Origin of the sequence: Thiomonas sp. X19 (genome assembly GCF_900089495.1) — a bacterium.
Classification (GTDB): Bacteria; Pseudomonadota; Gammaproteobacteria; order Burkholderiales; family Burkholderiaceae_C; genus Thiomonas_A.
Genome location: NZ_LT605203.1, coordinates 3,128,130 through 3,154,005, shown reverse-complemented (window position 1 = coordinate 3,154,005; position 25,876 = coordinate 3,128,130). Strand labels below are relative to the sequence as shown.

Here is a 25,876-nt window from a genome sequence, read left to right as displayed (position 1 = left end):
AACAGTTAGCGGCGCACACTACTGTCCGGTTAAAAGTTGAACAGAATCAATTGGTTGGGGTCTGGAGGCAGTTCGGTTCGAGGCCCATCGGGCTGCAAGGCGCATGAAACCTCGGTTTTCTCGAAGATTAAGACCGACAGAATCTGTAGACATGTGTAGAGCGAGGCATTGAGTTGAAGCTCCTTTTTGACGATGGCGATGAGCACGTAGGTGGCGATGGCGCACCACACCTGCGTCTTCACCGCGTTCTCGCTGGTACCCAGAAAATGTTTGATGCGCAGGTGCTGCTTGATCCACTTGAAGAACAGCTCGACCTGCCAGCGGCTCTTGTACAGCGCAGCGATCGTCAAGGCCGGCAGCGCCGTGTTGTTGGTCAGGAAAACCAGCGTCTTGCCCGACTCGGCGTCCTTGAATCGAATGCGTCGCAGATGCTCGGGATACTTCTTGGCCGAGTAGTAGCCGTTGAGCATCACGCGTTGGTCGCAGATCACACTCGTGGCGCGGTCCACGGTCGCCGAGTACACGCGCCGTACATCCATGGGCGACTTGGCGCGCGTGACGAAGAAGGCTCCCGCCTGATGCAGCGTGTACAGCCGAGCGAAGTCCACATAGCCGCGATCCATCACATAGAAGGCCCCGGCCTCCAAGCTGAGCATGTCCAGCACATTCACGTCGTGCAGCTTGCCGTCGCTGATGTGGATAAAGGCGGGGATCGCGCCGCGCAGGTCCAGCAGCGTGTGCAACTTGATGGCGGCCTTGGTGGGACGAAACGGGGCCCAGTCGAACAGGCTCAGGCACAGATCGATGGTGCTGGAGTCCAGCGCATAGACCGTGTTGTCCAAGTCGACCCCGAGCGAATCGTTCGCGTAGAGCTTGCGCGCACGCCGGATCAGCACGGCAGCCAGATCGGCCCAGATGCGCCAGTCGCGCAATTCGTTGGCATCGGCCAGGGTCGAGCGCTTGACTGCCGAGCGAAAGCCCATCGCGTACAGCTTGGCCGCGTTGGCCGACAGGCTGGCCTCGATGTCGCGCAGGCTCTCGCGCCATGTCAGTTGCGCGAAGGCCATCGCACGGAACTGCTCGGCGCACGACAGTGTGCGTGCACCCGCGTTGCCCGAGTAGCGATGCACGATGCGCGCGAAGCTCGTCCAGGGCACAAACTCCATGACCTGGGAGAAAAGGGTCTTGCCTGCGTTCACGCGCACTCCTCGGGGTTGTCAACCCCGGGAAGCTACGTAATTCTTGGAAGTCGAAGTTCAAATCGGCACCAAACAAAATCAGCCTGCAGTCCGCGCCAATGCTTGATCGCAGGTTCGGCACATGTCGTTTAACCGGACAGTAGTGAGCGGCGCAAATGATTGATTTCTCATGTGTGAGGATCGAATCGCTCCACTACAAGAGGGTCAGTTGAGTGTTGAGTGTGGGTTTCTTGATGGTGAGTGCCGACAAGATGTCGGCGTGCTCCTGCTGGATCGTGGACAGGCCCGCGGCGGGTTGCGCGGCACCCAGCGTGACCTGGTGATGTTGAATGCGGCGCAGCTTGTCCAAGGCGCGCTCGGGGGAAAGGCGGGTGGCGCTGGCCTGCAGTCGCGTGCGCATGACGCGGTACAGGATCAGGGCCATGAAGCAGATGGCGGCATGGGCACGAATACGCTCAGGCAAGCGGTGGAACATCGGGCCGATCTCGATCTCCGACTTGAGGGCCCGAAAGCCCCGCTCGATGTCGGCCAGAGACTTGTAGCGCCCGACGACATCGGCGGGGGTCAGATCGGGCACATTCGTCACCAGCAGCAACTTGCCATCCATCAGCCGGGCGTGCTGCAAAGCACGATCATTGATGGCGTAGGTGAACCGTTCGCTCCTGAGGTCGACCTGCACGATGCGCGCCAAATGGGCCTCGCAGACCGCGTGATAGAACCGTGCCCGGGCGCCGCCGTCGGACAACTGCCGACCCCGCTTGCGTGTTCCGGCGTCCTGGGCGTCAAGCTTGCCGGCCCACTGTGCGGCCTGGCGCTCCAGGTCTGCCATGCGCGCATCGCGCTTGGCCGTCGCCTCCAGGGCCGCTTGCGGATCATGCGCCATGACCAGGCGCAGCCCACTCCACGTCACCTCGCCCAGCACCTCGTCCTGCGCCTGAACACACTGCATCGCATGAAACGGCTCCAGCCGTTCGACGAACTCGGCATACCGCCGGCCCGGCACGGCCAGGATGAATTCCAGCTTGCCGCCACTGGGCAAACGCAAGGCTTGCAGCTCGGCGAGGTTGTCGATGGACAGCAGGCCGCGATCGGCCACGGCAATGACGCGCCGGATGGGAAAGCGCGCCAGGACGCGCTCGATGACCGCCTTGAGCGTGGTGACCTCGGCGGTGTTGCCCTCGAACACCTCGTGGTCCAGCGGCAGACCCTCGGCGGTTTGCACCACGCCGAGCATGACCTGACGGGCAACGAGGCCGTCCTTGGACATGCCGAAGTGGCGCACCTCGCCGTCCTGCTGCGACAGCCCCTCGGCCCGGATGGTGGTCATGTCGTAGAACACCACGGCCAGATCCTGGTCCACAAGAGGGCGCAGCAAAGCCGACAGGACGGCATCGACCTCGACCTTGTGATCCATCAGCGCATCCATGGCGCGCAACAGATGGTGGTGATCCACCGCCTGCAGCCGCATGCCTGGCAACGTCACCGTCTGCAGCCAGCGCAGGACGCCGAGCTTGGATTGGGGATCGCACAGCCGGTTGAGCACCATGATGCGGATGAGCGCCTCCACGTCCAGGCTGCCGCGCGTGCGACGAAACACCTGCCGCAAACGATCAAAGCCGAGTGATGTCCACAACTGGCTGAGCGCCCAAACATCGCCGAAGTCGCGTGCGGGCTCGAATTGCAGCGTGGGGATTGAAGGCGCCGCGGCGGGCGCTTCCCCGGTGAGGCGCTGCAGTCCGCTGATCACCGACTGCAGGTCGGTGCCAAGTTGGTCGAGTCGGCCCAGGGTGGCCACTGTGCGCTGCTTGGGGCGGCCGCCCTCGTCGCGGTACGCCTCGACGAGTTGGACGTAGTGGTTGGGGCCTGAGCGGGTGAGTTTGACGAACACGCCATTACTCTAAGCTAAGACATCACCAATGTAAAGGAAAGACGCATGCACGAAATCGTGCCATTACACGAAACCCCAAGAAGTGCACGCTAACTGATTGATCGCATTGAGCGGTCGCCCGCTTTTACGCCCGGAACCGTTGAACTCGGGAGGCCTGCACCTCATGCGTCGACGGGCACACGCGGGTCGAAGTGGCACCAAGTTGTTAAGTTGGCAACCTGACACCTGAATCCGTGACTTCCGATAATCCATCGACTTGAAAGCTGATTGTGACGGCCCGATTTTCCCGATTTCCCGCAGGTTCACGGTTCGAGCGCCGTGTCGAAGGGGGCTGTGGGGCTGTGCGCGAACGATCGGCCCCCTTGATCGGTCATTTCGGGTGGGTTGCGCGCAGCCGTTCCCCCGCTGAGCCCTTGTGGCCAGCGTCTTGGGGTGCTGGGAAAGCTTGGACTGCGTCTTCAGCCGCTGGCGGCGAACTGCGCATGCAGATCGCAAAAGGCACGGGCTGCCTTGTCGTTGGCGCCCAGTCCCAACCACAGCCGCCCGCCATGGTTGATCACGCGTGCTGCGCGGATGACAAGTTCCTGGATCACAGTCTTCAGACGCCGTCGCCTGGCCGCATGGCGCACCGGTGCATGCGGCCCCAGCAGCCCTTGCTGCCCCATGAGGCGCAGCACGTTCATCGTCAGGGCCGCAAGCTGGCAGACAAGATCGTTCGTGTCGAACTTCCCCGAGGGCAGTCGCTCCAGATCCATGTCGGTTTTGAATTCCGCATGGAACTGCTCGTGCGTAGCGTGCCCGGCGTACAGGTCGATGATCGCCTCGGCGCTGATGGCCTTGGGCAAGCTTGTCGTCCAGCCCTCCAAGATGATCTCGGGGACCAAAAACTGCTGGCCACGGGCATCGACGGTGCGCTCCGTGATGCGCACAATGCGGCGCAGGCGATGGGCGATGCCTTCGACCTGCACGGCCACCTCCCAAACCGCCACGCGCTTGCCTGCGCGCGGATGCTGCCACAACAAACCCCCTTCCAGTTCCTGCCGTCGCAAGACCTCCAGAGGATCGGTCTTGCGGGGATTCCACTTGATCAGAACATCGACCCGGGGCAGTCCTGGCCTGTTGCAGCGCTGCATGTCGGCCATCAAGGCGGCCGAGCAAAACCCCGCATCCATGCGCACGAGAATCGGCGCCTTGGGGCCTGCGGTCGACAGGCGCTGCGCCATGGGCACGGCCGTCTCGAGGTTGTAGGTCGTCTCCGAAGCCGAGTGCTGCGCGCCCGGACGTAGGGCGAACTCCAGGCAAAACCCATGCGTGCCCAGGTAGGCCGCCAGCGGGCAGTAGCCATCGACCCCCGCGTAGGTGCGGCTCACCCCATCCTTGGCTGTGCCCGAGTTGTCCATCGCGAAGGTGTCGATGTCCAGCGGCACATGACCGCAAGGCAAAAGACCATAGTCCGGTTGGCTCTTGCGCAGCAGCGCTTCAATCGCCTGGGAGGTGAAGTCAAACCACAGGGCGGCCTGCGCATCCAGGCGCTGGCGCAGGGTGGGCGAGGACGGCACACCCACCAGACCCAGCGCCTCCTGGAAGAAACGATCGCCTCGAAAGCCTTCGATGGCATCGAAGTCGCTCTTGCTCTGCGCGAGCAAGCCAACATAGCTGCGCATCAGTGTGCTGGGCGGCAGTCCGCCGCGGCAAGGCCACTGGGCATCCAGGCGTTTGAACAGAGGATCGAGGCGCTTGAGGTGATGACCGACAAGGGCCAGACCGGCCACCGGCGTCAGGTCATAGTCGAGTTGCTTGACGCGAAATCCAAACCCCATGCCATACCCCGGAACGTTCACCCGCTGGGTGAGAAGACAAAGGGGTCATTTTATCGAATAAACCATTATGCATCAACAACTTATGAAAATTCCGCATGCCCGAGCTCACGGATTTAGGTGACATTTAAAGATTGATCTGTTTCTTGATACGCATCAAGTGTTGACGCGCCGATCGAACATAGCCAAGGATTGGACTGGTATATTGAATGCCTATTCAGCAGCCTGAACAAGACTCGCTTTGAGGTTGACGCTGGTTACTGGTGTTGTCGGATGGGGGATTGTATGCGTCACGGCGTTGGTGCATGCGACGATCGGATCGGAAGCGTGGGAGACAATTGGCACGATATTTCACTAGGCCATGAAATATTGGTGCCGACGCAAAGTTGGAAAACATGATTGGGAGTCATGGATGATCAACCTATATGCAGGCTTGTTAGCAATGGTAGGAATTTGTTCGTTCCGGCACATTTTCACACTTACTACCTTCTTGGGCTGCTGCCGATGTTGATCGGTTATTACTACCACGCGCTCGGCTCTGCCTCGGAAAAATGCGGCATGTGGGGGCTATCGCTGCTGATCGGGGGCAGTTTTTATTTTCTCGCCATGTTCTTCATCGCGGGTTCATTGCAGGTGCCAAGACGATATTCCGATTACAACGCGATTCCACTCAAAACGGTTCGTGCCATCGGCCAAGATACAGCCACTCTTGGGGCCATTTTCGCGGTGCTGATTCTGGTCGCAGTGGGCCTATTCTTGGCAGCTTTCATCCGCAAAGATCGAGCGGCCAACGCATCGGCGCCTCATTAGCGACATCGGATTCATTTTCACGGGTCAACTCCTTTAACAACTTCGTTCATCAAGATGGAAACTACATACACCAAAGATCCTGGCTTCTGGCGAGCGGGCGCGATCAGCGCGACATCGGTGATGCTCGTCATCCTGGCCTTCCTAAGCGTCAACAGCCTCGCCGACATTTCAGCCGGCGGGGGGCATGTTCCCCTATATACCGTGATCAACCACAAAATTTCTTATCAATATGACCCAAGCGTGGATCACGACGTCCCCGTGATCGGCAAGGAGCAGCTTCTGTTTGGTAAACGCTACGACGAGGTGCAGGCGAAAGCTCTGCTCAGGCAAGGAAAATTGGTGATTCAATCACGGGCCTGCATTGATTGCCATACTTTCCTGGGGAATGGCGCCTATTACGGCCCCGACCTCACCAAGGCGTGGCTGGATCCAGCCTGGGAGGCCCAATGGATGCCGATGACCCAAAGCAGCACGAAGCAGGAGGCGATGGTCAAGTTTCTGATGCATCCGGAGCTTTATCCGACCTGGAGTCGCCAAATGCCCAATCTGCAAATCAGTCAAAGCGGTGCCGAGGCAGTTGTTGCCTATCTCAAATGGCTCTCGGCGATCAACACCAATGGATTCCCAGCCAATTTCGGCCATGAACCCCAGCAATGACAGGAACAAACATGTATCTCTCTCAGAAACTGGCCATCAAATACCTCATTGCGGCTTTCACCCTGTTCGGGGTCATGATCGTCGCCGGCCTGCTCGCCGCTGCCTATTATATTCAGCCCTCACTTCTGTTTGACACCCTCAATTTCAACACGGCAAAAATCCTGCATATCGACACCCTCGTCGTCTGGAACCTGATGGGTTTCTTCGGCGCCGTGTACTGGTTTTTGCCGGAGGAAGTCGAACGCGAGGTCGTGGGAATCAAGTTTGCCAACCTCATGTTTTATGTCTTTTTGCTGGCGTTCGCGATCGTTGCCGGTGTTTTCATCTTCGTCCAGTACGGCAAGGGAGATGAATTCAGCCTCTGGTTCATCAACCAGGGCCGAAAATACGTGGAAGCACCTCGCTGGGCGGCCCTGGGAATCTTGGCCATCGTCGCCACATTCATGTTCAACATCATTGCAACGGCGATCAAAGCCCGCAAAATGACGGGAATTCTCGGCGTGTTGATCGTCGACCTGATTCCGCTATTCGTGCTTTATCTCGACGCCTTTCCGGCAACCACCAACATGTCCAAAGACATGTACTGGTGGTGGTGGCTCGTGCATCTCTGGGTGGAGGCGACGTGGGAAGTCCTGATTGCCTGCATCATGGCCTGGGCGTTGATGCGCCTATTGAACACCCCGCGTCGGATCGTCGAAACATGGCTCTACGTGACCATCGCCTTGGTCATGGGCTCGGGCATCCTCGGGCTCGGCCATCACTATTACTGGATCGGCACGCCGAAATACTGGTTCGACCTCGGCGGCTTCTTTTCCGCGCTGGAACCGCTGCCTTTGATCGGGATGGTCGTCCACTCCGTCTATGACGCCGGGGTGCACCGCATGGAGTGCAAGAACCGGCCAGCGCTTTATTGGATGTTTGCTGAAGCGTTTGGTAATTTCTTCGGCGCCGGTGTGTTCGGCTTCATGATGACCTTGCCGCAAATTAATTTGTTTACACATGGCACGCAATGGACCGTATCGCACGGGCATTTCGCATGGTGGGGAGCTTATGTTTGCGGCCTGATTTCGATTTTTTACGTGGTCCTGGCGCAAATGCGCGGAGCAAAGCGGGTGAACGGTCCCCTCTGGAAATGGGCATTCGCCTTGCTGAACATCGGCATGATCGGCATGGTTGGGGGTTTGCTGATTGCTGGCATGGCGCAGGCGTTCTATGAAAGGGCGCTGGGAGGCTCAACGATGCAGGCCTTCATCAACGCGCAGAGTAGTTCATGGTTTGTCGAGGGAATGTACGTGCGCCTAGGTTTCGGCATCCTGTTCGCCATTGGCTATTTGCTTCTGATCTACGATCTGGCGATGGTCGGAAAACGAGCAGACACGGAATCGACCGCTGAGGACGCGGTACCCAACAGATTGGCTAGCGCCGGATCGTGAACGCGGAAACGGTGCTGCCGACCGCCGTTTTACTCGGCCTGTTTGTGATTTTTGCAGGCTTCTATGCGCTGTTTTATGCGGCCGGGAGGATGCGGGGAAATGCACTATTCATAGCGGCCGGCTATCTGTGTTACGCCAGCCAGATCGTCACGGTCGTGCTGTTGTGGTCCAGCACCCCACTGGGCTTTCCATGGAAAATCTTGATGGCAGGAACGGCGGCGGTCTGCAGCTTCATTCCTAAACTATCTTGGCGTTATATCCGATCGCTTCATGAAATTTGAGAGGGATAAAGAGATGCGAGTTTTGTCTAACCTCATCTGTACTGCCATCGGGCTTTGGCTTTCGTATGCTGCGGTGCTCGATATTTCCGGGCTACAGAGTTCGGCCTGGGTCGCTTATGTCGCTGGAGTCGTCGTACTCGGATTGAGTTTCTGGACGCGAACGCGTGATTTCGCGCGCTGGCCCGGAATGACGAATATCGTCGCCGCCATCGTGGCGATCCTCGGTGTTGCACTGTTCCATGGCGGCTTTCTGAATAACACGGTGGCGTTCTGGGCCATCTTCTTCTCGGGCAACGTCATTTCCGTTCTTGCTTTGTGGGCTGCAATTTATCGCGGCGGCGTTGTGTCGCGACCCCACTCTGGCGTGGCAACTCAGGAGATAAAAAGCCTGTAATCCCGTGGAATCTTGCTGTGCTGATGCATCTTCTGTCGTGATCTGAGTAAGTCAGAAGATTGCATTATCCTTGCGTTCAACTCAGTCCTGAATCCGTGAGCTCGGGCATGCGGAATTTTCATAAGTTGTTGATGCATAATGGTTTATTCGATAAAATGATCCCTTTGTCTTCTCACCCAGCGGGTGAACGTTCCGGGGTATGGCATGGGGTTTGGATTTCGCATCAAGCAACTCGACTATGACCTGACGCCGGTGGCCGGTCTGGCCCTTGTCGGTCATCACCTCAAGCGCCTCGATCCTCTGTTCAAACGCCTGGATGCCCAGTGGCCTTGCCGCGGCGGACAGTCGAAGAACACCCAGGCGTGTGCACCCCGCCCCGCGCGCGAAATCTCCAGCGCGACGGGCACACCGAGTTGATCGCACGATTGCGCAAAGGCACAGACGTCCTCGCGCCACTCCGCTTCGTCGAAATCCACCGCCAGGAAGCCACAGGTGCCATCCTCCAGCAGGGGATAGACACCGATGGCGTGTTTGCCCGCCAGGTGGTCGTCGATCACCGCAGCCGACAGCGGCAGCAGCCGACGATGACTGCAGTCGCTGCAGGGGATGCGCGGCTTCTCGCAGACCTTGGCACGCCATTCGTTGGCGCAAGCTGGCGCATAGCCCGTCTTGCCCGAGCGCTTGCTCTCCCGGCGTACCGGGTAGACATCGCTGCGGCCACGGAACCGCCGGCGAAACAGCGCCACCTTCGCGGCCGTGGCCAGTCCCGATGCGTGCGGCTCCGCGCTGGGCGGTGTAGGTGGAGGTGCGGGTGCAGGGGCTGATACAGGCGCAGGTGGAGAGAGTTCGGCGCAGGCGGTGCGCGCCAGGCGATGCCATGCTGCTCCAGCAAGGCCACCAACCGGGCATTCTCCGCCGGCAAGGCCGACGCCGATTGGGGCTCGGGCCCGAGGGTTCGCTCGACGATTGGCGACTCTACTCTACTTCCTGCGACCCCACCTCCAGCAGATCCACCTTCCGGCACTTCACGGACGCTCCGACGGTTTCGCCGCGCGTTCAGCCCGGCGCACGCGCACCGTCCCATCCTCCCCGACCTCCCAAGCCAAGGCATCCCCCGCCTCGACCCCCAGGGCCTTGAGGACCTCGGGCGGAACCACGATCCTGCGGCGCTGGTTCTTCCGCTGCGTCCGCTCCGCCAGGCGCATCACGAACAACAAGCTCCCCAAGGTGCACACAATGGCCACCACCGCAGTGGCATACACCCCCGTCATGAACGACATCATCCGTCTCCCTCAGGTTTGATCCGCAAGTTGGATGTCCGCAAGTTGGACGCCCTGGGGCTGCAGGGCGGGGGATGCGGCCGTGCGGGCGTTGTCGTCCTCTGCCCCGGCCACCTCAGCCACCCCGGCCACTCCAGTCACCTCAGCCGCCCGCAACGCCGCCGCACAAGCCGGGTTGAGCCACAGCACCTCGGTGCGCGCCACCAGCCTGCGCCCCAGGTTGTGCGCCCGCGTCGCCAGCTCCACCCGCTCCCAGTCGGCATACAGGCGGTCATACAAGGGCGAGGCATAGCCCGACAGCAGCACCATGGCCTGCGCCGCATGCAGCCGCTCGGCGAGCCCGGCATGCTCGGCATCGTTCATCTCATCGGCATAGCCCCCCAGCCCCCGGGCTTCACGCACATAAGGCGGGTCAGCGTAGATCAAGGTCTGCGCCCCGTCATGGCGGGCGATGACCTCCAGCGCCTCGCGGTTCTCGATCACCACGCCGGCCAGACGCTGCGTGAACGCCGCAATCTGCAGCGGCCACTGCGCCCAGAGCTGGGCATAGTGCACCCCCGCCTGCGACACCCTGGTGTTCAACGTCGAATAGTGCCGCCGCCCCCCGGTCGCCGTATCCTGCCCCAGGCCGAACCAGGATCGCACCAGCAGCCGCCGGGCGCGTTCCACGGGATCCTGCGCCACGTCGAAGGCCAGCATCAACTCCTCCCGGGCATAGGGCGTCAGCACACAGACCTCCTGCAGCCGTGCGGCCAGCGCCGGGTCGCGCAACACCCGGAACAGGTTCACCACCTCGCTGTGGATGTCGTTGTACACCTCCTGCACCGCGCGCGGCTTGCGCAGCAGGATGGACCCACCGCCCCCATAGGGCTCGACATAGACCCGGTGCGGCGGGCAGTGGCGCAGGATGAAGGGGGCGATGCGCCACTTCGAGCCGAAGAAGCGCAACACCGGCCTGGACAGCGGCCGGGGCGAACGCGAGGGACGTGAGCAACGCGTCATGACGCCACTCCGGAGGCATCCTCCGCCCCGACCCCGTCCTCCGTCCCGACCACGGCATCCGGGCTGAACACCAGGTGGCGGCGCCAGGCGTGCCGGCTATCCACCCGGGCGGCAAACCCCCGTCGCCGCAGAAACTGGATGAAGAAGCTGAAGTCATCCGGCGAGCCGAACACCGCCCCCAGGATGCTAGGTGCGGGCCCACCATGGCCACAGCGTCGGCGCAGCGTGCGGCAGGGCACGCCATAGTCGCCGGCCAGCTCCAGGAATTGCCGGGCGGTGGGGCTCAGGGTTTGGGGATCAACGACCATGGGTCATCCTTGGACAAAGGGGATCGAACAACAGCGTCAACAGCCGTCAAGCCTGCGGCAGGAAGGCCGCGTCGGCGGCGCTGCTGGCGGGACGGGTGGGGCGATGCGCCCACCCAGGAGATTGTGCAGACCCCCGGCCACTGCCGCCCCGGGTCGCCCCTGCTGTCTGAAAACCAGGAACGGGATCCACGTCGCCACCAACATCTCCATCGGGGCCTCCTCGAATGCCCACCGGGGCATCGCCAGAACCATCATCCCGCACCGAAGCGGTTTCGCAAGTCGGCAAGACGGGCTTGCCGACTGTCGATCCGCGTCAGGCGCGGGCCACCCAGAGGGTCTTGCCGCTGACGCGGCAGAGCGGGCGGATGCGCCCCTCGCGTTCGAGCTTGACGCCGAGTGTCGCACTGATGGGCAGACGCTGGTGCGCGGCGATCAAGGTGTAGCGCCGGCCGGCGTGGTGGGACTCTTCGAGCGTCGCGCCTTGGGTGACGAGCTGGACGAGCAGGGGGTAGAGGCGTTCTTCGCGCATGGGAATCTCCTGAAGGCGTTGGACATTGCGGACGCACGAAGGCTGTGCGTGGCTCCAAGCGTGGGACCGCAGGGGGCGGTCGGTTCAGGATCGGCGCGGGTGAGAAGGGCCTTTTAAACGTGAAGATGGACGTGAAGACGCTCGAATCTTACCGGCGTTTGCGGTGTGCGCAAGTCGACGAACACGGTTCAGCATGGATCCTGCCCACCGGGTTGCCACATTGCCGCGTCGGGCAACTCGATTCGCCTGAAATTGTTTCGGATAGTCGGTCAATTAATTTTCAATTGGACGCTGATCAATCTACAATCAGCCGACATGCAAGCCTCCGAATATCATCCCCGTTTTGTCCAGCCCCGCTTGATCGAGGCCTTGCGCGATACGCCTGTTGCTCTCATCCATGGGCCGCGGCAGTGCGGCAAGACCACGCTGGCGCGTGCCGTCGGGGCGCAGCACGGCTATGCCTACATCAGCTTTGACGATGACGTGCAGCGCGCTGCGGCCCAAACCGATCCAGTCGGTTTCGTGGCGGATTTGCCCGACAGGGTCATTCTCGACGAAGTGCAGCGCGTGCCCCTGCTGTTCACCACCCTCAAGGCCGCCGTTGATCGCGATCGCCGCCCCGGGCGATTCATCCTGACCGGCTCGGCGAATGTCCTGCTGTTGCCCAAGCTGGCCGATTCGCTGGCCGGGCGCATGGAGATCCTGCGGCTGCATCCGCTGGCGCAGGCCGAGTTGGCGGCGGTGCCGACGGACTTGCTGGCCGCCTTGTTCAGCGCCAGCTTCCCACCCCGGGCGCACGTCCGACCCCCCACCCAACCCCCCACCCAACCCCATATCCAACCCCACGCCAGGCTGGGCAAGGGGCTGGCCGAACGGGTGGCCGCTGGAGGTTTCCCCGCTGCGCTTGCGCGTGGCACCTCACGGCGTCGCACCGCCTGGTACCGCGACTATGTCGAGACCCTGGTGCAACGCGATGTGCGCGACCTGGCACGCATCGCCGCGCTGGACGCCTTGCCCCGTCTGATGGCCATGGCCGCGGGACAAACGGCGCGTCTGCTCAACGTCACCGACCTCGCCGCGCCGTTCCAGCTCAGCCGCCCGACCATCCGCGAGTATGTGTCCTTGCTGCAGCGCATCTTCCTGTTGGAAGAACTGCCCCCCTGGCACAGCAACCGCCTGAGCCGTCTGATCAAGACTCCCAAACTGCACCTGGGCGACACGGGTCTGGCCTGTGCCCTGCTCGGTGTCGACGCCCAGGGCTTGTGGGACGATCGTCGACTGTTCGGACAATTGCTCGAAACCTTCGTTTACCAGGAGTTGCGCCGCCAGGCCAGTTGGGCCGGGGAGCGCAGCGCCTTCTTTCACTTCCGCGACAAGGACGGCGTCGAAGTCGACATCGTCGTCGAGCAAGGACAGAAGCTCGTCGGTCTCGAGGTCAAGGCCGCATCGACGGTGACGGCAGCCGATTTCAAGGGTTTGCGCAAACTCCAGGACGCCGTTGGCGCACGCTTGATTGCGGGCGTGGTGCTGTATGACGGCGAGGCCGTTCTGCCCTTCGGGCCCGGCCTGCATGCCCTGCCGATCAGCGTCTTGTGGGAGGCGGTAGGGCCCGGTTGACCACCAGGGCCGAAGCCTCTCTGACAGCACGCCCTCACACAAACCCCATGGTTCCAGCTCCCACCCCACCCGGCTTGAAGCCGCATTCCGTTCGCAGCGCGATGACGAAGTCCTGCGCGCTGCGCAGGGGCTGCAATCGATGCCGCCGCGCCACCGTGGCGAAGTCCCCCGGCGTCAGCGACGCCAGCGCCCGAAGGTCTTGCCGCAGCCCTTCTTCCGGCACCCCAAGTCCCAGGGCCGCGCAATGACTGCCCAGCAAAGCCCAGGCCTGCTCCGGCCGCAAGGCCCGGAACTGCAGCTTCAGATCAAAGCGCCGCAGCGCCGCCGGGTCCAGCCCCTCCAGGCGATTCGTCGTGGCGATGAACACGCCGGGGAAGCTCTCCATCTGCGTCAACAGCTCGTTCACCAACGTCACCTCCCAGGCCTGCGCCGCGCCGCGCCGATCCTGCAGCAGTCCATCGAGCTCATCGATCAGCAGCACCGCCCCATCCGCCTGCGCTTGACGAAACGCCCGCGCCACCAGCCGTTCACTCGCCCCCAGCCACTTGGCGAGCAGGTCCGACGCCCGCCAGAGCTGCAGCGGCAGCCCCAGTTGCTCCGCCAGCCAGCGCGCGTACGCTGACTTGCCCGTGCCGGGCAGGCCGTAGAGGCACAGCCTGACGCCCCCGGTGTTGGAGGCGTGGGCGATGCCCCGGGCAATGGCCTGCAAATCCACGTCGGCATGGACCAGCCGCGGATCGTAGGTGCAAGGCAAACGCTGGGGATCGCAGGCCATGACGGCAGTGTGGCCCTGGGCCCGCAGGGTGTGATTGACCAGGGCGAGCAAAGCCGCATCGCGTTGCGCGGGATCCAGCCCTGCGCCGACCTGCCGCACCACATCCGCCGCCCGCGTCAGCACGGCTGGCGCCAGCACCGCGCTGGCCGCCAGGGCCGCCAAGGTCTCGGCCCCCACCAGCGCTCCCACACTGGCCCGGGCGATGGAGTCGCGCACCTGTCGTGGCGGCACCGGCAACTCCAGCACCAGATCGAAACGCCGGATCAGCGCGGCGTCCATCTCCTCCACGGCGTTCGTCACCCAGAAGGTGGGCACCGGGTTGGTCTCCAGCGCCCGGTGGATCCAGCCCTTGCGGTGCTTGCCCGGGTTGGGACTGTGCAGGGCGAACAAGCCCGTGACATCGCCCTCGGTCTGGCTGGTGAACACATCCTCGATCTCGTCGAACAGGATCAGCGCCCGGCGCTGCGCCAGGAAACGCTGCGCCGCCCGCCAGGCCCGCAGCCGCTGCTCCCCGCCGATCGGATCGCCGTCCTCGTCCGCCGTGCTCACCTCCAGCAGCTCGCAATCCAGGGCCGCGGCCAGCGTGCGGCACAGTTCGGTCTTGCCCGTTCCGGGCGAAGCAGTCACATACTGCCCGCGAACAGCTCGTCGAGCTGGCTCGCATCAACTATCCGTTCCATCCCCGGACGGGTCATGAAGTTGAGGTGCTCGGCCGAGTCAGGCATGGAACCGAAGACTTCCTGATTGTCCGTCAGCCCGACGGCACGAGGGCGCATCTACCGCAGTGGATGACACTACCTGCGGCCGGCGATGTGCCCACGCACTGGCCTCCGCGGATGTTGCTGCGCTGCCTGCTTGCGCTGCGAGGCGAACTCGACGCAGTCCTATGTTCATCGACCATTTCCCAGGCACACGGAGGCGTCGATGAAGCCAACCCCGCCGCGAGCGATCCCGCTCGTGCAAGCCGACCTGTTCGACGCCGCAACGGCGCCAGCACCACTGACGCGATTGCAGCAGCGTCACGACGACCTCGTCGAACTGCTGAGCCAACTCCTGTGGCAGGTGGCAAGTCAGTCCGACGTCGTTGAACACATGGAGGATGACGATGAACAAGATCAACCCTGAGCACTTGGCGCGTGGCGCCTACGTGTACGTGCGCCAGTCCACAGCCGATCAGTTGCGCCACAACCATGAGAGTCGCCGGCGCCAATACGCCCTGGCCGATCGGGCACGCGCGCTCGGTTGGACCGAGGTCGTGGTCATCGACGACGACCTCGGTGTGTCCGCCGGCGGCGTCGCACGGCCAGGCTTTGAGCGACTGCTGGCGGCGATCTGCAGCGGCCAGGTCGGCGCCGTGGTGTCCATTGAGGCATCGCGCCTGGCACGCAACGGTCGCGACTGGCACACGCTGCTGGAATTCTGCGCACTGGTGGGCAGCCTCATCGTCGACGAAGACGGCATTTATGATCCACGCAGCGTCAACGACCGGTTGCTGCTGGGCATGAAGGGCACGATGTCGGAGATGGAGTTGTCCCTCCTTCGCCAACGATCCGTCGAAGCCCTCAAGCTCAAGGCGGCGCGGGGTGATCTGCACACGACGGTGGCGATCGGCTATGTGCGCAGCGAGGGCGACCGGATTGAACGCGACGCCGATCTGCGCATCCGCGAAGCGATCGCGGCCGTGTTCCGTCGATTCGCACAGGCCGGCAGCGTGCGCCAGGCGCTGCTGTGGTTCCGACAAGAGCGCATTGATCTGCCCTCGGCGGTCTACGAGAACGGCCGGCGCTGCGTGATCTGGCGTCTGCCGGTCTATAACGCGGTGCTCAAGATTCTCACCAATCCCGTCTATGCCGGCGCCTATGCGTTTGGCCGCACCGAGACACGCGTCCGGATCGAAGCCGGCCGCAAGCGCGTCGTGCACGGCCATCGTCGTGCCCAGGAGCACTGGCAGGTCTTGATCCAGGAGCACCACGAGGGGTACATTGATTGGCCGACCTATGAGCACAACCAGCGCGTGATCGCCGACAACACCAACATGCGCGGCAGCATGGCGCGCGGCGCACCCCGGCGCGGAGAGGCATTGCTGGCCGGGTTGCTGCGATGCGCGCACTGTGGTCGCAAGCTGCACGTCGCCTACAGCGGCAGCGACGGCACCATCGCCCGCTATCACTGCAAGGGGGCCGCGATCAATCATGGCGCGGTGCCTGGATGCATTTCTTTCGGCTCGCTGCGCGTGGACGAGGCCGTCTCCGGCGAAGTGCTGAGCGTGCTGCTGCCGCTTGGGGTGCAGGCCGCACTGCGTGCCATCGAGCACCATGCCAACGATGAGCACGCGACGCGGCGCCAGCTCGAACTCGCGTTGGAGCAGGCGCGCTTTGAGGCGGCGCGTGCGCAGCGGCAGTTCGACGCCGTTGACCCCGGCAATCGACTGGTGGCCGCCGAACTTGAGCGGCGCTGGAACGAGCGCCTNCCCCGGGTTTTGAGGAGGCTCCAACCTTTGAGAAGATGGAGCCATGAACAAGACGAACAAGTTTTCCCCCGAAGTGCGCGAGCGCGCGGTACGCATGGTCCAGGAGCACCGAGGCGAGTACCCCTCGCTGTGGGCCGCAGTCGAATCCATGGCCCCCAAGATTGGCTGCGTGCCACAGACGCTGCTCGAATGGGTCAAGCGCGAGGAAGTCGATACAGGCCAGCGCGACGGCCTGACGAGCAGCGAGCGTGAACGCCTCAAACAACTCGAGCGCGAGAACAAGGAATTGCGCCGGGCCAATGACATCCTCAAAGCGGCGAGTGCTTTTTGACCTTGCCCGCGAAAAACGTATCCCTTGCTGAGTGATTCAATCCAAGCAAGGAGAATATAGAAATGACGAAGACGATAAGGCGGGCGCGGTACACGCTGGAGTTCAAGCAGGAGGCGGTGCGCCTGGTCGAAGGCGGCCAGAGCATCGCGGCGGCGGCGCGCACGCTGGGCGTGGTGGACCAGACGCTGTTCAACTGGGTCAAGGCCCACCGGCAGGGCAAGCTTACCGGTGCCGACAGCAAGGTCGTGAGCGCCGAGCAGATGGAGATCAGCCGGCTGCGGGCCGAGCTGGCGCGCGTGAAGATGGAGCGCGACATCCTGGGAAAAGCGACGGCGTACTTCGCCAAGGCAGCGAAGTGAAGTACGCCTTCATCCAACGTCACCGCCGTGTGTGGCCGATCTCGGTGCAGTGCCGGGTGCTTGGTGTCAGCGTGGCCGGCTACCACGAGCACTTCGCTCGCCGTGCCAACGCTGCCCAGCGTCGCCACCTGAGCGACGATGCGCTGCTGGTGCACATCTTGGCCATTCATGCCGAGACGCGCGGCGGCTACGGCTGGCCACGCACGTGGAAGGAACTGCTGGCCAGGGGCATCCGGGTGGGCAAGCAGCGGGTTCAGAAACTCATGCAACGGCATGGCATACGCGCCAAGGGCAAGCGCCGCTTCAAGGTCACGACAGACAGCAACCATGACCTGCCGATCGCACCCAACCTGCTCGACCGACAATTCAACGTGGCCGAGCCCGACAAGGTCTGGGCGGGCGACATCACGTACATCGCCACCGACGAAGGGTGGCTGTTCCTGGCCGTGGTCATCGACTTGTTCAGTCGTCAAGTCATCGGCTGGAGCCTGCGCCAGGACATGACGCGCGACATCGTCATCGACGCCTTGCGCATGGCGTGGTTCAAGCGCCATCCGAGCAAGCAGGCCGGGCTGATCTTCCATAGCGACCGCGGCAGCCAATACGCTGCCAAGGACTACCGTGATGCGCTGACCGAATACGGCATCACCGCGTCGATGAGCCGTCGCGGCAACTGTTGGGACAACGCCTGCAGCGAGACGCTGTTCGGCTCGTTGAAGGTAGAGCGGCTACACGGGCAACGCTTCAAGACCCGGCGCCAGGCCATGGACGAAGTCGTCGCCTGGATGCTCTGGTACAACCGCACCCGACTGCACTCGACGCTGGCCTATGTCAGCCCGATGCGGTTCGAAGAAAACTGGCTCGCCAACCAACCCCGGCACGCCAGTGCATGAGTCGGCTATGGGATACGGATTCCAGGGGCAAGGTCAGTCTCGGTGGCTTCGGCTGTCTCGGTGGCTTGGGGTGCATCCAGGCTCAGGCCGAAGGCCAGGACCACGTGGTGGTCGTAGCGGCTGGGCAGCCACATCGCCAGCCCCAGCGCTGTGCCCAGCACCCAGATCAGCGCAAGACACCCGTCTGCCGGCCGGTGGGCCAGGATCCAGCCCACACTCCACGCCAGACCCCAAGCCAGTCCCGGCAGCAGCGCCACCGTTGCCCAGGCCCAGCGCCGGGCGCGCTGCCAGTGCCGCAGGGTCTCGCCTCCCAGGGCTTGGGGCTGCAGCCGCGCCAGCGTGGCGTCCAGGGGTAGCGCCTGCAGGTCCTGGCCGCTGACCCGGAAGATGGACTTGAGCCAGGCATCGCCTCGGCCGAGGTGCAGGATGCCGCGGCCGTAGAGCGCGGCCAGGGCGAAGGCCAGCAGCAGGAATGTCTGGCTCATTGCCGCTGAACGGCAAGCCAGGGCGGCACTGCCCAGGGCGGCGGCCAGGATCAGCCAGGGGGCGAACAGGGTGGCAAGCCCCAGCGCGGCGGCCAGACGCAGGCCGGCCATGCGACGTGCGCCCTGGGGGGATTGGCCACGGCGTGCGAAGCGGCGTTGCAGCCCCAGGCGGATGCGGTGGCCGGCCGGCGAATCGGTCCAGAACAGCACGAGCAGGATGTCGCGCAGGGCGGCCAGGCGGCTGCATCGCGGCGATGGGGGTGGGGAGGGGGCTGGGGATGAGGCTTGGGGGGTGGGGTGAGGGGTGGGGCGGGTTGGCATCGTGGGCTCTCCGGGATGGGGATGCCAACCATCTCAGCACAGGACAGAGCGGATGCAAGTCGACGCACGCCGACGTCAGCGGGGGCGGGAAACGGAGTGAGCTTGCCCCCGGAAACCGGATCCCTTGCTGAATGGTTGAGTACAGGCAAGGAGAACGGAAGTGATGAAGGCAACGAGGGCGCGCTACACGCTGGAGTTCAAGCTGGAGGCAGTGCGGTTGGTCAAGGGCGGACAAAGCCTGTCAGCGACGGCAAAGATTCTTGGCATTGCCGAGCAGACGCTGCACAACTGGGTCAAAGCCGATCGTGACGGTCGACTCATCGGAGCTGGCAGCAAGCCCGTGAGCCCGGAGCAGATGGAGATTGCGCGGCTGCGTGCGGAGCTGGCGCGGGTGAAGATGGAGCGCGACATCCTGGGAAAAGCGACGGCGTACTTCGCGAAGGAGCGGGGGTGAAGTACGCCGGGATCGAACGACACCGCCACTGCTGGTCGGTGTCGCTGGCCTGCGAGGTTCTGTGTGTGAGCCCCAGCGGCTACCACGAGCACCGCGTGCGTTCGACACGCCCGCGGCGCGGCATCAGCAATGATGCGCTGCTGGTTCACATACGGGCCATTCACGCCGAGTCCCGCGGCGAGTATGGCTGGCCCAGGATCTGGAAGGAATTGCTGGCACGCGGCATTCGCGTGGGCAAGGAGCGTGTGCGCAAGCTCATGAGCCTGCACGGCATCCGGGCCCGAGGCAAGCGCAAGTTCAAGGCGACGACCGACAGCCATCACAAGTTGCCGGTGGCGCCCAACCTGCTGGATCGATAGTTCCAGCCGCAGGCGCCCAACGCGGTGTGGACCAGCGACATCACGTACGTGGCCACCGACGAAGGCTGGCTGTATCTGGCGGTGGTCCTCGATCTGTTCAGCCGTCAGGTGGTCGGCTGGTCGATGAAGCCGCACATGAAGCGCGACCTGGTGATCGATGCATTGCACATGGCCTGGTTCCGGCGCCGTCCGCAGGCTGGGCTGATCTTCCATTCGGATCGCGGCAACCAGTACTGCAGCGCCGACTTCCAGAAGGCCCTGGGCAGCTATGACATGCTCAGCTCGATGAGCCGCAAAGGCAATTGCTGGGACAATGCTCCGACGGAAAGTCTGTGGGGGTCGCTCAAGGTCGGAAGGCTGCACGGCCAGCGCTTCAAGACCCGACGCGACGCCATGGACGAAATCGTCGACTGGCTGAACTTCTACAACCACCGGCGACTTCACTCATCCCTGGGCTACGTCAGCCCGATGCAGTTCGAAAGGGCTTGGCTTGCCGCCCAGGATAGGCAAGCCGCATAACGGTCTCAGCTATGGGATCCGGAAATCGCGGGCAAGGTCAGCAGACTTGTGCCGCATCACCCCGTGCCACTGGATCCACATCGAAACCCTGCGCCTATTGACAAGAGCGACCATATCAGTGTCCTGAGTTAGAAATTGGTCATCACCGGCAGCGGTGTCTGGACTGGTCAACGGCGGCCGAAATGGGTGGTCAGTGAAGCCGGAATCCGCACCCGCATCGGGTCGGGACGTATTCCTGCCTATGCGAACCGTTTGGCGATGTCCTCTGCAGATTCTCGGTAATAGCGGTTGACCAGAATGCGAATATCCTTATGCCCACTGATGCGAGACAACACCTGCACGGGTACTTTGCGCGACATGTGTGTCAGGGCCGTTGCACGGCTGTCGTGGAAGTCCAGATGCTTGAGCATCAGCCGATCGCGCACTTTTCGGAATAATGCATCACGGTCTGCGTCATCAATGGTGAAGATTCGTTCTTGCACTGCGAAGGGCTTCAGGAGCCGTACGGCAGGCGAGAGCAGGGGTACGCGTCGCGGCTTGCCGGTGTATCGCTGCGTCTTATGCTCGACAACTGCGACGCGCCTCCCAACGTCCAGCGTGCGCGCGCCGAGTTGCAACACTTCACCGCTACGCATTCCAGTACGCAAGGCGACATGAAAGGCGAAGATTGCTTCTTGCGTTGCATTCTGAGGTTTGCGCCCAGGACGGTAGCCAACATTGTCGAACATCGCGCGAATGTTCCGCCAGCCCCATACCGATTCACGCTCAGGGCTGTCGGCTGGGATTTCAAGGCCATCGAACGGTTTGGTGTCAAGCCAGCGCCATTCCAGACGCGCTTTGTTGATTGCCGCGCGCAGCCAGGTGATGTCACGATGCACGGTCCCGCTCTTGACCTCACTTAGACGCTTGTCGCGCCAGACCGCTAAATCCGGTGTATCCAGGTTCTGCAGGAGTTTGTCGGCGAGTTCTGGGAAGTCACGCAAGAACGCGTTGATCCGGTTTGTTTCGGTGCGACTTGTCTCTTTCTTGGGGGTGACCTCGTCGCGGTAGCGCTCCAGGAGATCGCGCAGCGTACGGGTTGAGGCAGGGGTCTTTGGCGGCGCGCGAAACTCAGCCTCGGCCTTGTCCGCCCAGGCCTTGGCTTCGCGCTGCGTTCTGAACACGCGCGTTGCCCGCTTGCCCTTGACGAACACTTGGGCGCGCCATCCATCCCCGTGCTTGCCGATGCTTGCCATGCGTAACTCCGTGCGTAGATTCTGAGTAGCGGAGCGTAGCAAACCTGTGCACAGGGGGCACAAAGTAAAACAGGCCACGGACGGCCTGTTGTTCATAAGCTATTGATTTTTATATAAATGTGCATTGGTTGTCGTACACTGCACATTTACGGTCTATCTATATGGTGCCCAGAAGAGGACTCGAACCTCCACGCCTCGCAGCGCTAGTACCTGAAACTAGTGCGTCTACCAATTCCGCCATCTGGGCAAGCGTCGAATCTTAGCAGGAAATTCAAGGCTGTCCAGTATGCTGCGCAAGCAATGAACATTGTGCAGCGAGCCTCACGGCTCCGGCGCAGCAACAACAAAAGGAATCTGACAGTGATTGTCGAAGGCATTGTTCAAGGCCATCGCGACGGCTATGGCCTCGTGGTTTCGGAGCAGGGTGCGCAGGATGTTTATCTGGCGCCGCAGCAAATGCGCTCGGTCATGCATCTCGACCGGGTGCGGGTGAAGATCGTGCGGCAGGACAAACGCGGCCGGCCCGAAGGGCAGGTGATCGAAATTCTCGAGCGTTCACGTCGGCCGGTGATCGGGCGGCTGTTGCACGAAAACGGCATTTGGCTGTTGGCCCCGGAGGATAAGCGCTATGCGCAAGACATCCTGATTCCGGCCAGCAGCATCGGCGCTGCCAAGGTGGGGCAGGTGGTGAGTGTCGAGATTTCCGAGCCGGCTTCACCCTATAGCCAACCCATGGGCAAGGTGACCGAGGTGCTTGGCGCCTTGCACGATCCCGGCATGGAAATTGAAATCGCGGTGCGCAAGTATGGCGTGCCGCATCGCTTCAGCGCCGAGACGGAGAAGCAGGCCGCGGCCTTGCCCGGGCATGTGCGCGAGAAGGATCGCGAAGGCCGCTACGACCTCACCGACGTGCCGCTGGTGACCATCGATGGCGAGGATGCGCGCGACTTCGACGATGCGGTCTACAGCGAACCGGTCCGCATCGGCCGCGAAGACGGCTTTCGCCTCATCGTCGCCATCGCCGACGTGTCGCACTACGTGAAGCCGGGGGATCCGCTCGATTTCGACGCGCTGGACCGCGCCACCTCCGTGTACTTCCCGCGCCGCGTCATCCCGATGCTGCCGGAGAAACTGTCCAACGGCCTGTGCTCGCTCAACCCCAAGGTCGAGCGGCTGTGCATGGTGAGCGACATGCTCATCAACAGCCAGGGCGAACTCAAGGCTTACCAGTTCTATCCGGCCGTGATGCGCTCGCAGGCGCGCTTCACCTATACCGAAGTGGCGGCGATTCTGGAGAACACGCGCGGGCCGGAGGCCCAGGCGAATGCCGCGCTGGTGCCGCATCTGCTGCACCTGTACGACGTGTATACCGCCTTGCTCAAGGCGCGTCGCCTGCGTGGCGCGATCGACCTCGAAGTGCCGGAAACCCAGATCGTGTGCGATGCCAGCGGGCGCATCGAGAAAATCGCGCTGCGCACCCGCAATGAGGCGCACCGGCTGATCGAAGAGTGCATGTTGGCGGCCAACGTCAGCGCGGCCGATTTTCTGGAGCGCAACAAGCACCCCGGCCTCTACCGCGTGCACGAAGGGCCGACGCCCGAGAAGCTCGCGCTGCTGCGCAGTTTTCTCAAGACCCTGGGCATTGCCGCGCATATCGGCGACGACCCGGAACCCTCCGACTACCAGCAGCTCTCGGATGCCGCACGCGACCGTCCGGATGCCGCGCAGATCAACGCGCTCATGCTGCGCTCCATGCAGCAAGCCATTTACACGCCGCACAACAGCGGGCATTTCGGTCTGGCCTACACCGCCTATGCCCACTTCACCAGTCCCATCCGGCGTTACCCCGACCTGCTCACGCACCGCGCCATCAAGGCCATTCTGGCCGGCGGCAAGTACAAGCTGCAACCGCCCGAAAGCCTGGTGTTGTCGCTGCCCAGCGTGCAGTCCAAATCCAAGGCGGCGCAGGCGAAGCTCAAGGCGGGCGAGGATGTCGTGCCCAAGCGCACCAAGACCTCATCGGCCGACGTCATGGTGTGGGAGGCCGTGGGCCAGCATTGCTCGGCCAACGAGCGTCGGGCCGACGAGGCCACGCGCGACGTGGAGAGCTGGCTCAAGTGCTGGTATATGCGCGACAAGCTCGGCGAGGAATTCGTCGGCGCCATCACCGCGGTCACCAGCTTCGGGATTTTCGTGCAGCTCACCAGCCTGTTCGTCGAGGGGTTGATTCACATTTCCGAGCTCGGCGCCGAGTATTTTCGTTTCGACGAAGCCCGCAACGAGCTGCGCGGCGAGCGTACCGGCAAGCGCTACGGCCTGGGCGACCGCGTGCTGGTGCAGGTCAGCCGCGTCGATCTGGATGGCCGCAAGATCGACTTCCGCATGGTGGCCGATCCCCTGCATCCGGCCGGCGCCCCCAGCACTGCCAACGGTTCGGGCTCACGCCGCCGAGGCCGCCTCGAAGCCATGCTCGCACCGCTGGATACGCCCATGGACGACAGCGACAGCAGCTTGTTCGTGCCCCATGCGGCCATGGAGCTTGCGCCCTCTTCATCCAAGCGCAAGCGCGGCGGCGGGGCGATGCAAAGCCAGTCGGCGCCTGCCGACGAGTCGGCGACGAGGAAAGCACCCAAGGCCAAGTCGGCAGCGGCATCGAAGGGGCAGGGCGCGACAGCCGGCAAGCCAGCGGGCCGCAAGGCTTCTGCGGCAGGAAAGCCATCTCCAGCCAAGAAGCGCAGCCGCACGAACTGAGATCAGCGCACCGTCGAGCGCTGCCGCCAGGGCGCTACGAGCGGTGCCCCGCGCGATCCATGGCGTCGGGCAGGGTTCCGGCGCGCAAGCCCTGGCCTTCTTCCCGGGCGAGGTCGGCACCGGCGCCATGGAGCCATACGGCAGCGCGCGCGGCGGCAATCGCTGCATTCGGGTTCCTGGCGGGTGCGATGCAGGCGGCGAGCGTGCCGGTGAGCACGTCGCCGCTGCCGGCCGTGGCCAGCAGGCCATTGCCGCTGGGGTTGATCCACGTGGCGCCGTCCGGCGTGGTCATCACGCTGCCCGCGCCTTTGAGCACGCAGTGCGCCCGGCTCTGGGCAGCCAGGGTTCGCGCGGCGCTCAGGCGATCGGCCTGCACCCGGGCGGTATCCCACTGCAGCAAACCCGCAGCTTCACGGGGATGCGGGGTCAGCCAGGTTGGGGCGCGGCGTTGTTGCAGCGCCTGCCAAAGCAGTCCGTCACGGGCCTGGCCTGCCAGCAAGTTGAGCCCGTCGGCATCGATGACCAAGGGCTGATCGAGCGCCAGCAACGCTTGCAGGATCGACAAGGCCTCGGCAGACATGCCCGCGCCCGGGCCGAAAACCACGCAGCATCGGCCTTCCCGCGTGGGCGCATTGCGAACCATCTCCAGCAGGGCCTGCGGTTTGCGCAGCATCAGCTCAGGCCGGGCGGCGTCGAACGATGGCGCTTGCGGGTCGAGCAGGGCGGCGAACACGCGCCCCGCACCCAAGGCCAGGGCGGCGCCGGCGGCAAGCAGGGCGGCACCGGCCATGCCTGCCGCGCCGCCGAAGATGTGCACGTCACCGCGCTCGCCTTTGTGCGCCGCCGATCCGGGCTGCGGCAATGCCGCGATGGCATCGGCCGCGCCGAGCAGCATGGCGGTGGCATCGGGTTTAGGGGTGAGAGCCCCCAGGCCGCTGCCTTGCAGCAGCCGCCCCCCGAGGGGGTCAAGAAAACTTGGGGCGGCCCGGCGTTTTCTTGAGATGGCGCTGTCGCCCAGATCGCCCCATGCGTCCAGATCGTCCAGCCAGAGCTCACCACAGGCGTGGGCGTCGGGTCCGGTCAGCAGGCCTGGCTTGAGGCCAAGCAGGGTGAGCGTGACTTCGACGCGAACCATCTCTCCTGGCGCCGTGCCGGTGTCGCTCGCCAAGCCGGAGGGCAGATCCACCGCCAGGACCGGTGCCGGGTGCTGCGCCAATGCGGCCATGGCAGCGGCCATCTCGCCTTCGGGCGCACGGTTGAGACCGATGCCGAGCAAGGCGTCGATGATGAGATCGGCCCCTTGCCATGCCCATGTTGCAGCGTCTTGCGTCCACGGCAACGGTTGCAAGCCTGCGTCGCGAGCCAGTTGCAAGGCCCAGAGCCAGTCGGCCGGCCGTGTCGTACGTTGCCAGTCGGCGGGCGCGCCGCAAGCCACCATCCACACCGAAACCTGCAAGCCATGTCGCGCCAGGGCTGCGGCCGCGACCAGGCCGTCGCCGCCGTTGTTGCCGGGTCCGCACAGCATGGCCACCTGGCGCGCATGGGGGAAGCGGGCGCGCGCGAGGCGGGCAATGGCATCCCCCGCGCGTTGCATCAAGCAGTGCGGCGGCAAACCGGATGCTGCATCGTGTTCGATGCGTCGCAGCGCGGCTGTGTCCCAGACCGGCAGGGAGCCGCACTGTTGCAAACCCGTCATGCGATGCATCATG

The 25,876-nt window shown here is 63.4% G+C and carries 21 protein-coding genes, 1 tRNA gene and 6 pseudogenes; 14 read left to right on the top strand and 14 right to left on the bottom strand.

Going from position 1 to position 25,876, the window contains the following annotated elements; all coding sequences use genetic code 11:
• Positions 1 to 29: 29 nt before the first annotated feature.
• The 3 genes from THIX_RS15175 to THIX_RS15165 all read right to left on the bottom strand — a co-directional run bounded on the left by THIX_RS15175 (position 30) and on the right by THIX_RS15165 (position 4,907).
• On the bottom strand, positions 30 to 1,199 hold the full coding sequence (locus tag THIX_RS15175; RefSeq protein WP_112488405.1) for an IS4 family transposase: 1,170 nt from the start codon (positions 1,197 to 1,199) through the stop codon (positions 30 to 32).
• Between the two features lie 193 nt (positions 1,200 to 1,392).
• Positions 1,393 to 3,087: an IS1634 family transposase gene (locus tag THIX_RS15170; protein WP_112486861.1), complete on the bottom strand. Its 1,695-nt coding sequence runs from the start codon at positions 3,085 to 3,087 to the stop codon at positions 1,393 to 1,395.
• Between the two features lie 458 nt (positions 3,088 to 3,545).
• Positions 3,546 to 4,907 carry an IS1380-like element ISCARN34 family transposase gene (locus tag THIX_RS15165; RefSeq protein ID WP_086558171.1) on the bottom strand — a complete coding sequence of 454 codons (1,362 nt, stop codon included), beginning with the start codon at positions 4,905 to 4,907 and terminating at the stop codon, positions 3,546 to 3,548.
• 405 nt (positions 4,908 to 5,312) lie between these two features.
• Between THIX_RS15165 and THIX_RS15160 the strand changes: the two genes are divergently transcribed.
• The 6 genes and pseudogenes from THIX_RS15160 to THIX_RS15140 all read left to right on the top strand — a co-directional run.
• Positions 5,313 to 5,714, top strand: a complete 402-nt coding sequence (locus THIX_RS15160) for a cbb3-type cytochrome c oxidase subunit I (protein WP_112486860.1) — start codon at positions 5,313 to 5,315, stop codon at positions 5,712 to 5,714.
• 54 nt (positions 5,715 to 5,768) lie between these two features.
• Positions 5,769 to 6,371, top strand: a complete 603-nt coding sequence (locus tag THIX_RS15155) for a c-type cytochrome (RefSeq protein WP_112486859.1) — start codon at positions 5,769 to 5,771, stop codon at positions 6,369 to 6,371.
• Between the two features lie 11 nt (positions 6,372 to 6,382).
• Positions 6,383 to 7,804 (top strand): cbb3-type cytochrome c oxidase subunit I, encoded by a 1,422-nt coding sequence (locus THIX_RS15150; protein WP_199195310.1) that lies wholly within the window; start codon positions 6,383 to 6,385, stop codon positions 7,802 to 7,804.
• Positions 7,801 to 8,085 carry a hypothetical protein gene (locus tag THIX_RS23110; protein ID WP_146748575.1) on the top strand — a complete coding sequence of 95 codons (285 nt, stop codon included), beginning with the start codon at positions 7,801 to 7,803 and terminating at the stop codon, positions 8,083 to 8,085. The genes THIX_RS15150 and THIX_RS23110 overlap by 4 nt, the downstream gene beginning before the upstream one ends.
• Positions 8,075 to 8,479: a hypothetical protein gene (locus tag THIX_RS15145; RefSeq protein ID WP_112486857.1), complete on the top strand. Its 405-nt coding sequence runs from the start codon at positions 8,075 to 8,077 to the stop codon at positions 8,477 to 8,479. Before THIX_RS23110 ends, THIX_RS15145 begins: the two co-directional genes overlap by 11 nt.
• A gap of 204 nt (positions 8,480 to 8,683) precedes the next feature.
• A pseudogene (locus THIX_RS15140) lies at positions 8,684 to 8,836 on the top strand (IS1380 family transposase); the annotation flags it as partial.
• Positions 8,837 to 8,880: 44 nt separating this feature from the next.
• Here THIX_RS15140 and THIX_RS24945 read toward each other — a convergent pair.
• The 5 genes and pseudogenes from THIX_RS24945 to THIX_RS15110 form a co-directional block, all read right to left on the bottom strand.
• A pseudogene (locus THIX_RS24945) lies at positions 8,881 to 9,225 on the bottom strand (DEAD/DEAH box helicase); the annotation flags it as partial.
• Positions 9,226 to 9,504: 279 nt separating this feature from the next.
• Positions 9,505 to 9,759 carry an AbrB/MazE/SpoVT family DNA-binding domain-containing protein gene (locus tag THIX_RS15130; protein ID WP_233224581.1) on the bottom strand — a complete coding sequence of 85 codons (255 nt, stop codon included), beginning with the start codon at positions 9,757 to 9,759 and terminating at the stop codon, positions 9,505 to 9,507.
• Positions 9,760 to 9,771: 12 nt separating this feature from the next.
• Entirely contained in the window at positions 9,772 to 10,761 is a 990-nt protein-coding gene (locus tag THIX_RS15125; protein ID WP_112486855.1) for a DNA adenine methylase, read from the bottom strand.
• Positions 10,758 to 11,069, bottom strand: a complete 312-nt coding sequence (locus THIX_RS15120) for a hypothetical protein (RefSeq protein ID WP_112486854.1) — start codon at positions 11,067 to 11,069, stop codon at positions 10,758 to 10,760. Before THIX_RS15120 ends, THIX_RS15125 begins: the two co-directional genes overlap by 4 nt.
• A 313-nt stretch (positions 11,070 to 11,382) precedes the next feature.
• Positions 11,383 to 11,598 (bottom strand): hypothetical protein, encoded by a 216-nt coding sequence (locus tag THIX_RS15110; RefSeq protein ID WP_112486852.1) that lies wholly within the window; start codon positions 11,596 to 11,598, stop codon positions 11,383 to 11,385.
• Positions 11,599 to 11,913: 315 nt separating this feature from the next.
• Here THIX_RS15110 and THIX_RS24940 point away from each other — a divergent pair.
• Positions 11,914 to 12,321: pseudogene (locus THIX_RS24940) on the top strand (ATP-binding protein); the annotation flags it as partial.
• A gap of 46 nt (positions 12,322 to 12,367) precedes the next feature.
• On the opposite strand, the gene THIX_RS24935 reads toward THIX_RS24940, so the two are convergent.
• Entirely contained in the window at positions 12,368 to 12,520 is a 153-nt protein-coding gene (locus THIX_RS24935) for a hypothetical protein (RefSeq protein WP_371413009.1), read from the bottom strand.
• Between THIX_RS24935 and THIX_RS24930 the strand changes: the two genes are divergently transcribed.
• A complete protein-coding gene (locus tag THIX_RS24930) occupies positions 12,475 to 13,215 on the top strand; it encodes an ATP-binding protein (RefSeq protein ID WP_371413008.1) in 741 nt (246 codons plus the stop codon). The two genes, THIX_RS24935 and THIX_RS24930, sit on opposite strands and share 46 nt — an antisense overlap.
• 34 nt (positions 13,216 to 13,249) lie before the next feature.
• Here the strand turns inward: THIX_RS24930 and THIX_RS15100 are convergent, their stop codons facing one another.
• The gene (locus THIX_RS15100; RefSeq protein WP_112486850.1) at positions 13,250 to 14,617 is read right to left on the bottom strand and encodes an ATP-binding protein; all 1,368 of its coding nucleotides are present in this window, start codon (positions 14,615 to 14,617) and stop codon (positions 13,250 to 13,252) included.
• A 77-nt stretch (positions 14,618 to 14,694) separates the two neighbouring features.
• Here THIX_RS15100 and THIX_RS24925 point away from each other — a divergent pair, with 77 nt between their 5' ends.
• The 4 genes and pseudogenes from THIX_RS24925 to THIX_RS15080 all read left to right on the top strand — a co-directional run bounded on the left by THIX_RS24925 (position 14,695) and on the right by THIX_RS15080 (position 18,043).
• On the top strand, positions 14,695 to 15,078 hold the full coding sequence (locus THIX_RS24925) for a hypothetical protein (protein WP_371412929.1): 384 nt from the start codon (positions 14,695 to 14,697) through the stop codon (positions 15,076 to 15,078).
• Between the two features lie 11 nt (positions 15,079 to 15,089).
• Positions 15,090 to 16,211, top strand: a pseudogene (locus tag THIX_RS15090) (recombinase family protein); the annotation flags it as partial.
• Between the two features lie 292 nt (positions 16,212 to 16,503).
• Positions 16,504 to 16,788 (top strand): annotated as a pseudogene (locus tag THIX_RS15085) (transposase); the annotation flags it as partial.
• A gap of 65 nt (positions 16,789 to 16,853) precedes the next feature.
• Positions 16,854 to 18,043 (top strand): IS3 family transposase gene (locus THIX_RS15080; RefSeq protein ID WP_112486216.1). Its coding sequence is split into 2 segments (ribosomal slippage): positions 16,854 to 17,112 and positions 17,112 to 18,043, totalling 1,191 coding nucleotides; the frame shifts between segments, so codons are not numbered across the junction.
• Positions 18,044 to 18,048: 5 nt separating this feature from the next.
• Here THIX_RS15080 and THIX_RS15075 read toward each other — a convergent pair.
• Positions 18,049 to 18,849: a hypothetical protein gene (locus THIX_RS15075; RefSeq protein WP_146748505.1), complete on the bottom strand. Its 801-nt coding sequence runs from the start codon at positions 18,847 to 18,849 to the stop codon at positions 18,049 to 18,051.
• A 163-nt stretch (positions 18,850 to 19,012) separates the two neighbouring features.
• Between THIX_RS15075 and THIX_RS15070 the strand changes: the two are divergent.
• Positions 19,013 to 20,181: pseudogene (locus THIX_RS15070) on the top strand (IS3 family transposase).
• 239 nt (positions 20,182 to 20,420) lie between these two features.
• Here THIX_RS15070 and THIX_RS15065 read toward each other — a convergent pair.
• Positions 20,421 to 21,416 carry a tyrosine-type recombinase/integrase gene (locus THIX_RS15065; protein WP_112486849.1) on the bottom strand — a complete coding sequence of 332 codons (996 nt, stop codon included), beginning with the start codon at positions 21,414 to 21,416 and terminating at the stop codon, positions 20,421 to 20,423.
• Positions 21,417 to 21,578: 162 nt separating this feature from the next.
• A tRNA-Leu gene (locus THIX_RS15060) sits at positions 21,579 to 21,663 on the bottom strand.
• A gap of 113 nt (positions 21,664 to 21,776) precedes the next feature.
• Here THIX_RS15060 and rnr point away from each other — a divergent pair.
• On the top strand, positions 21,777 to 24,167 hold the full coding sequence (gene rnr, locus THIX_RS15055) for a ribonuclease R (RefSeq protein ID WP_233224580.1): 2,391 nt from the start codon (positions 21,777 to 21,779) through the stop codon (positions 24,165 to 24,167).
• Positions 24,168 to 24,201: 34 nt separating this feature from the next.
• On the opposite strand, the gene THIX_RS15050 is transcribed toward rnr, so the two are convergent.
• On the bottom strand, positions 24,202 to 25,875 hold the full coding sequence (locus THIX_RS15050; protein WP_233224579.1) for an NAD(P)H-hydrate dehydratase: 1,674 nt from the start codon (positions 25,873 to 25,875) through the stop codon (positions 24,202 to 24,204).
• Between the last annotated feature and the right edge of the window lies 1 nt (position 25,876).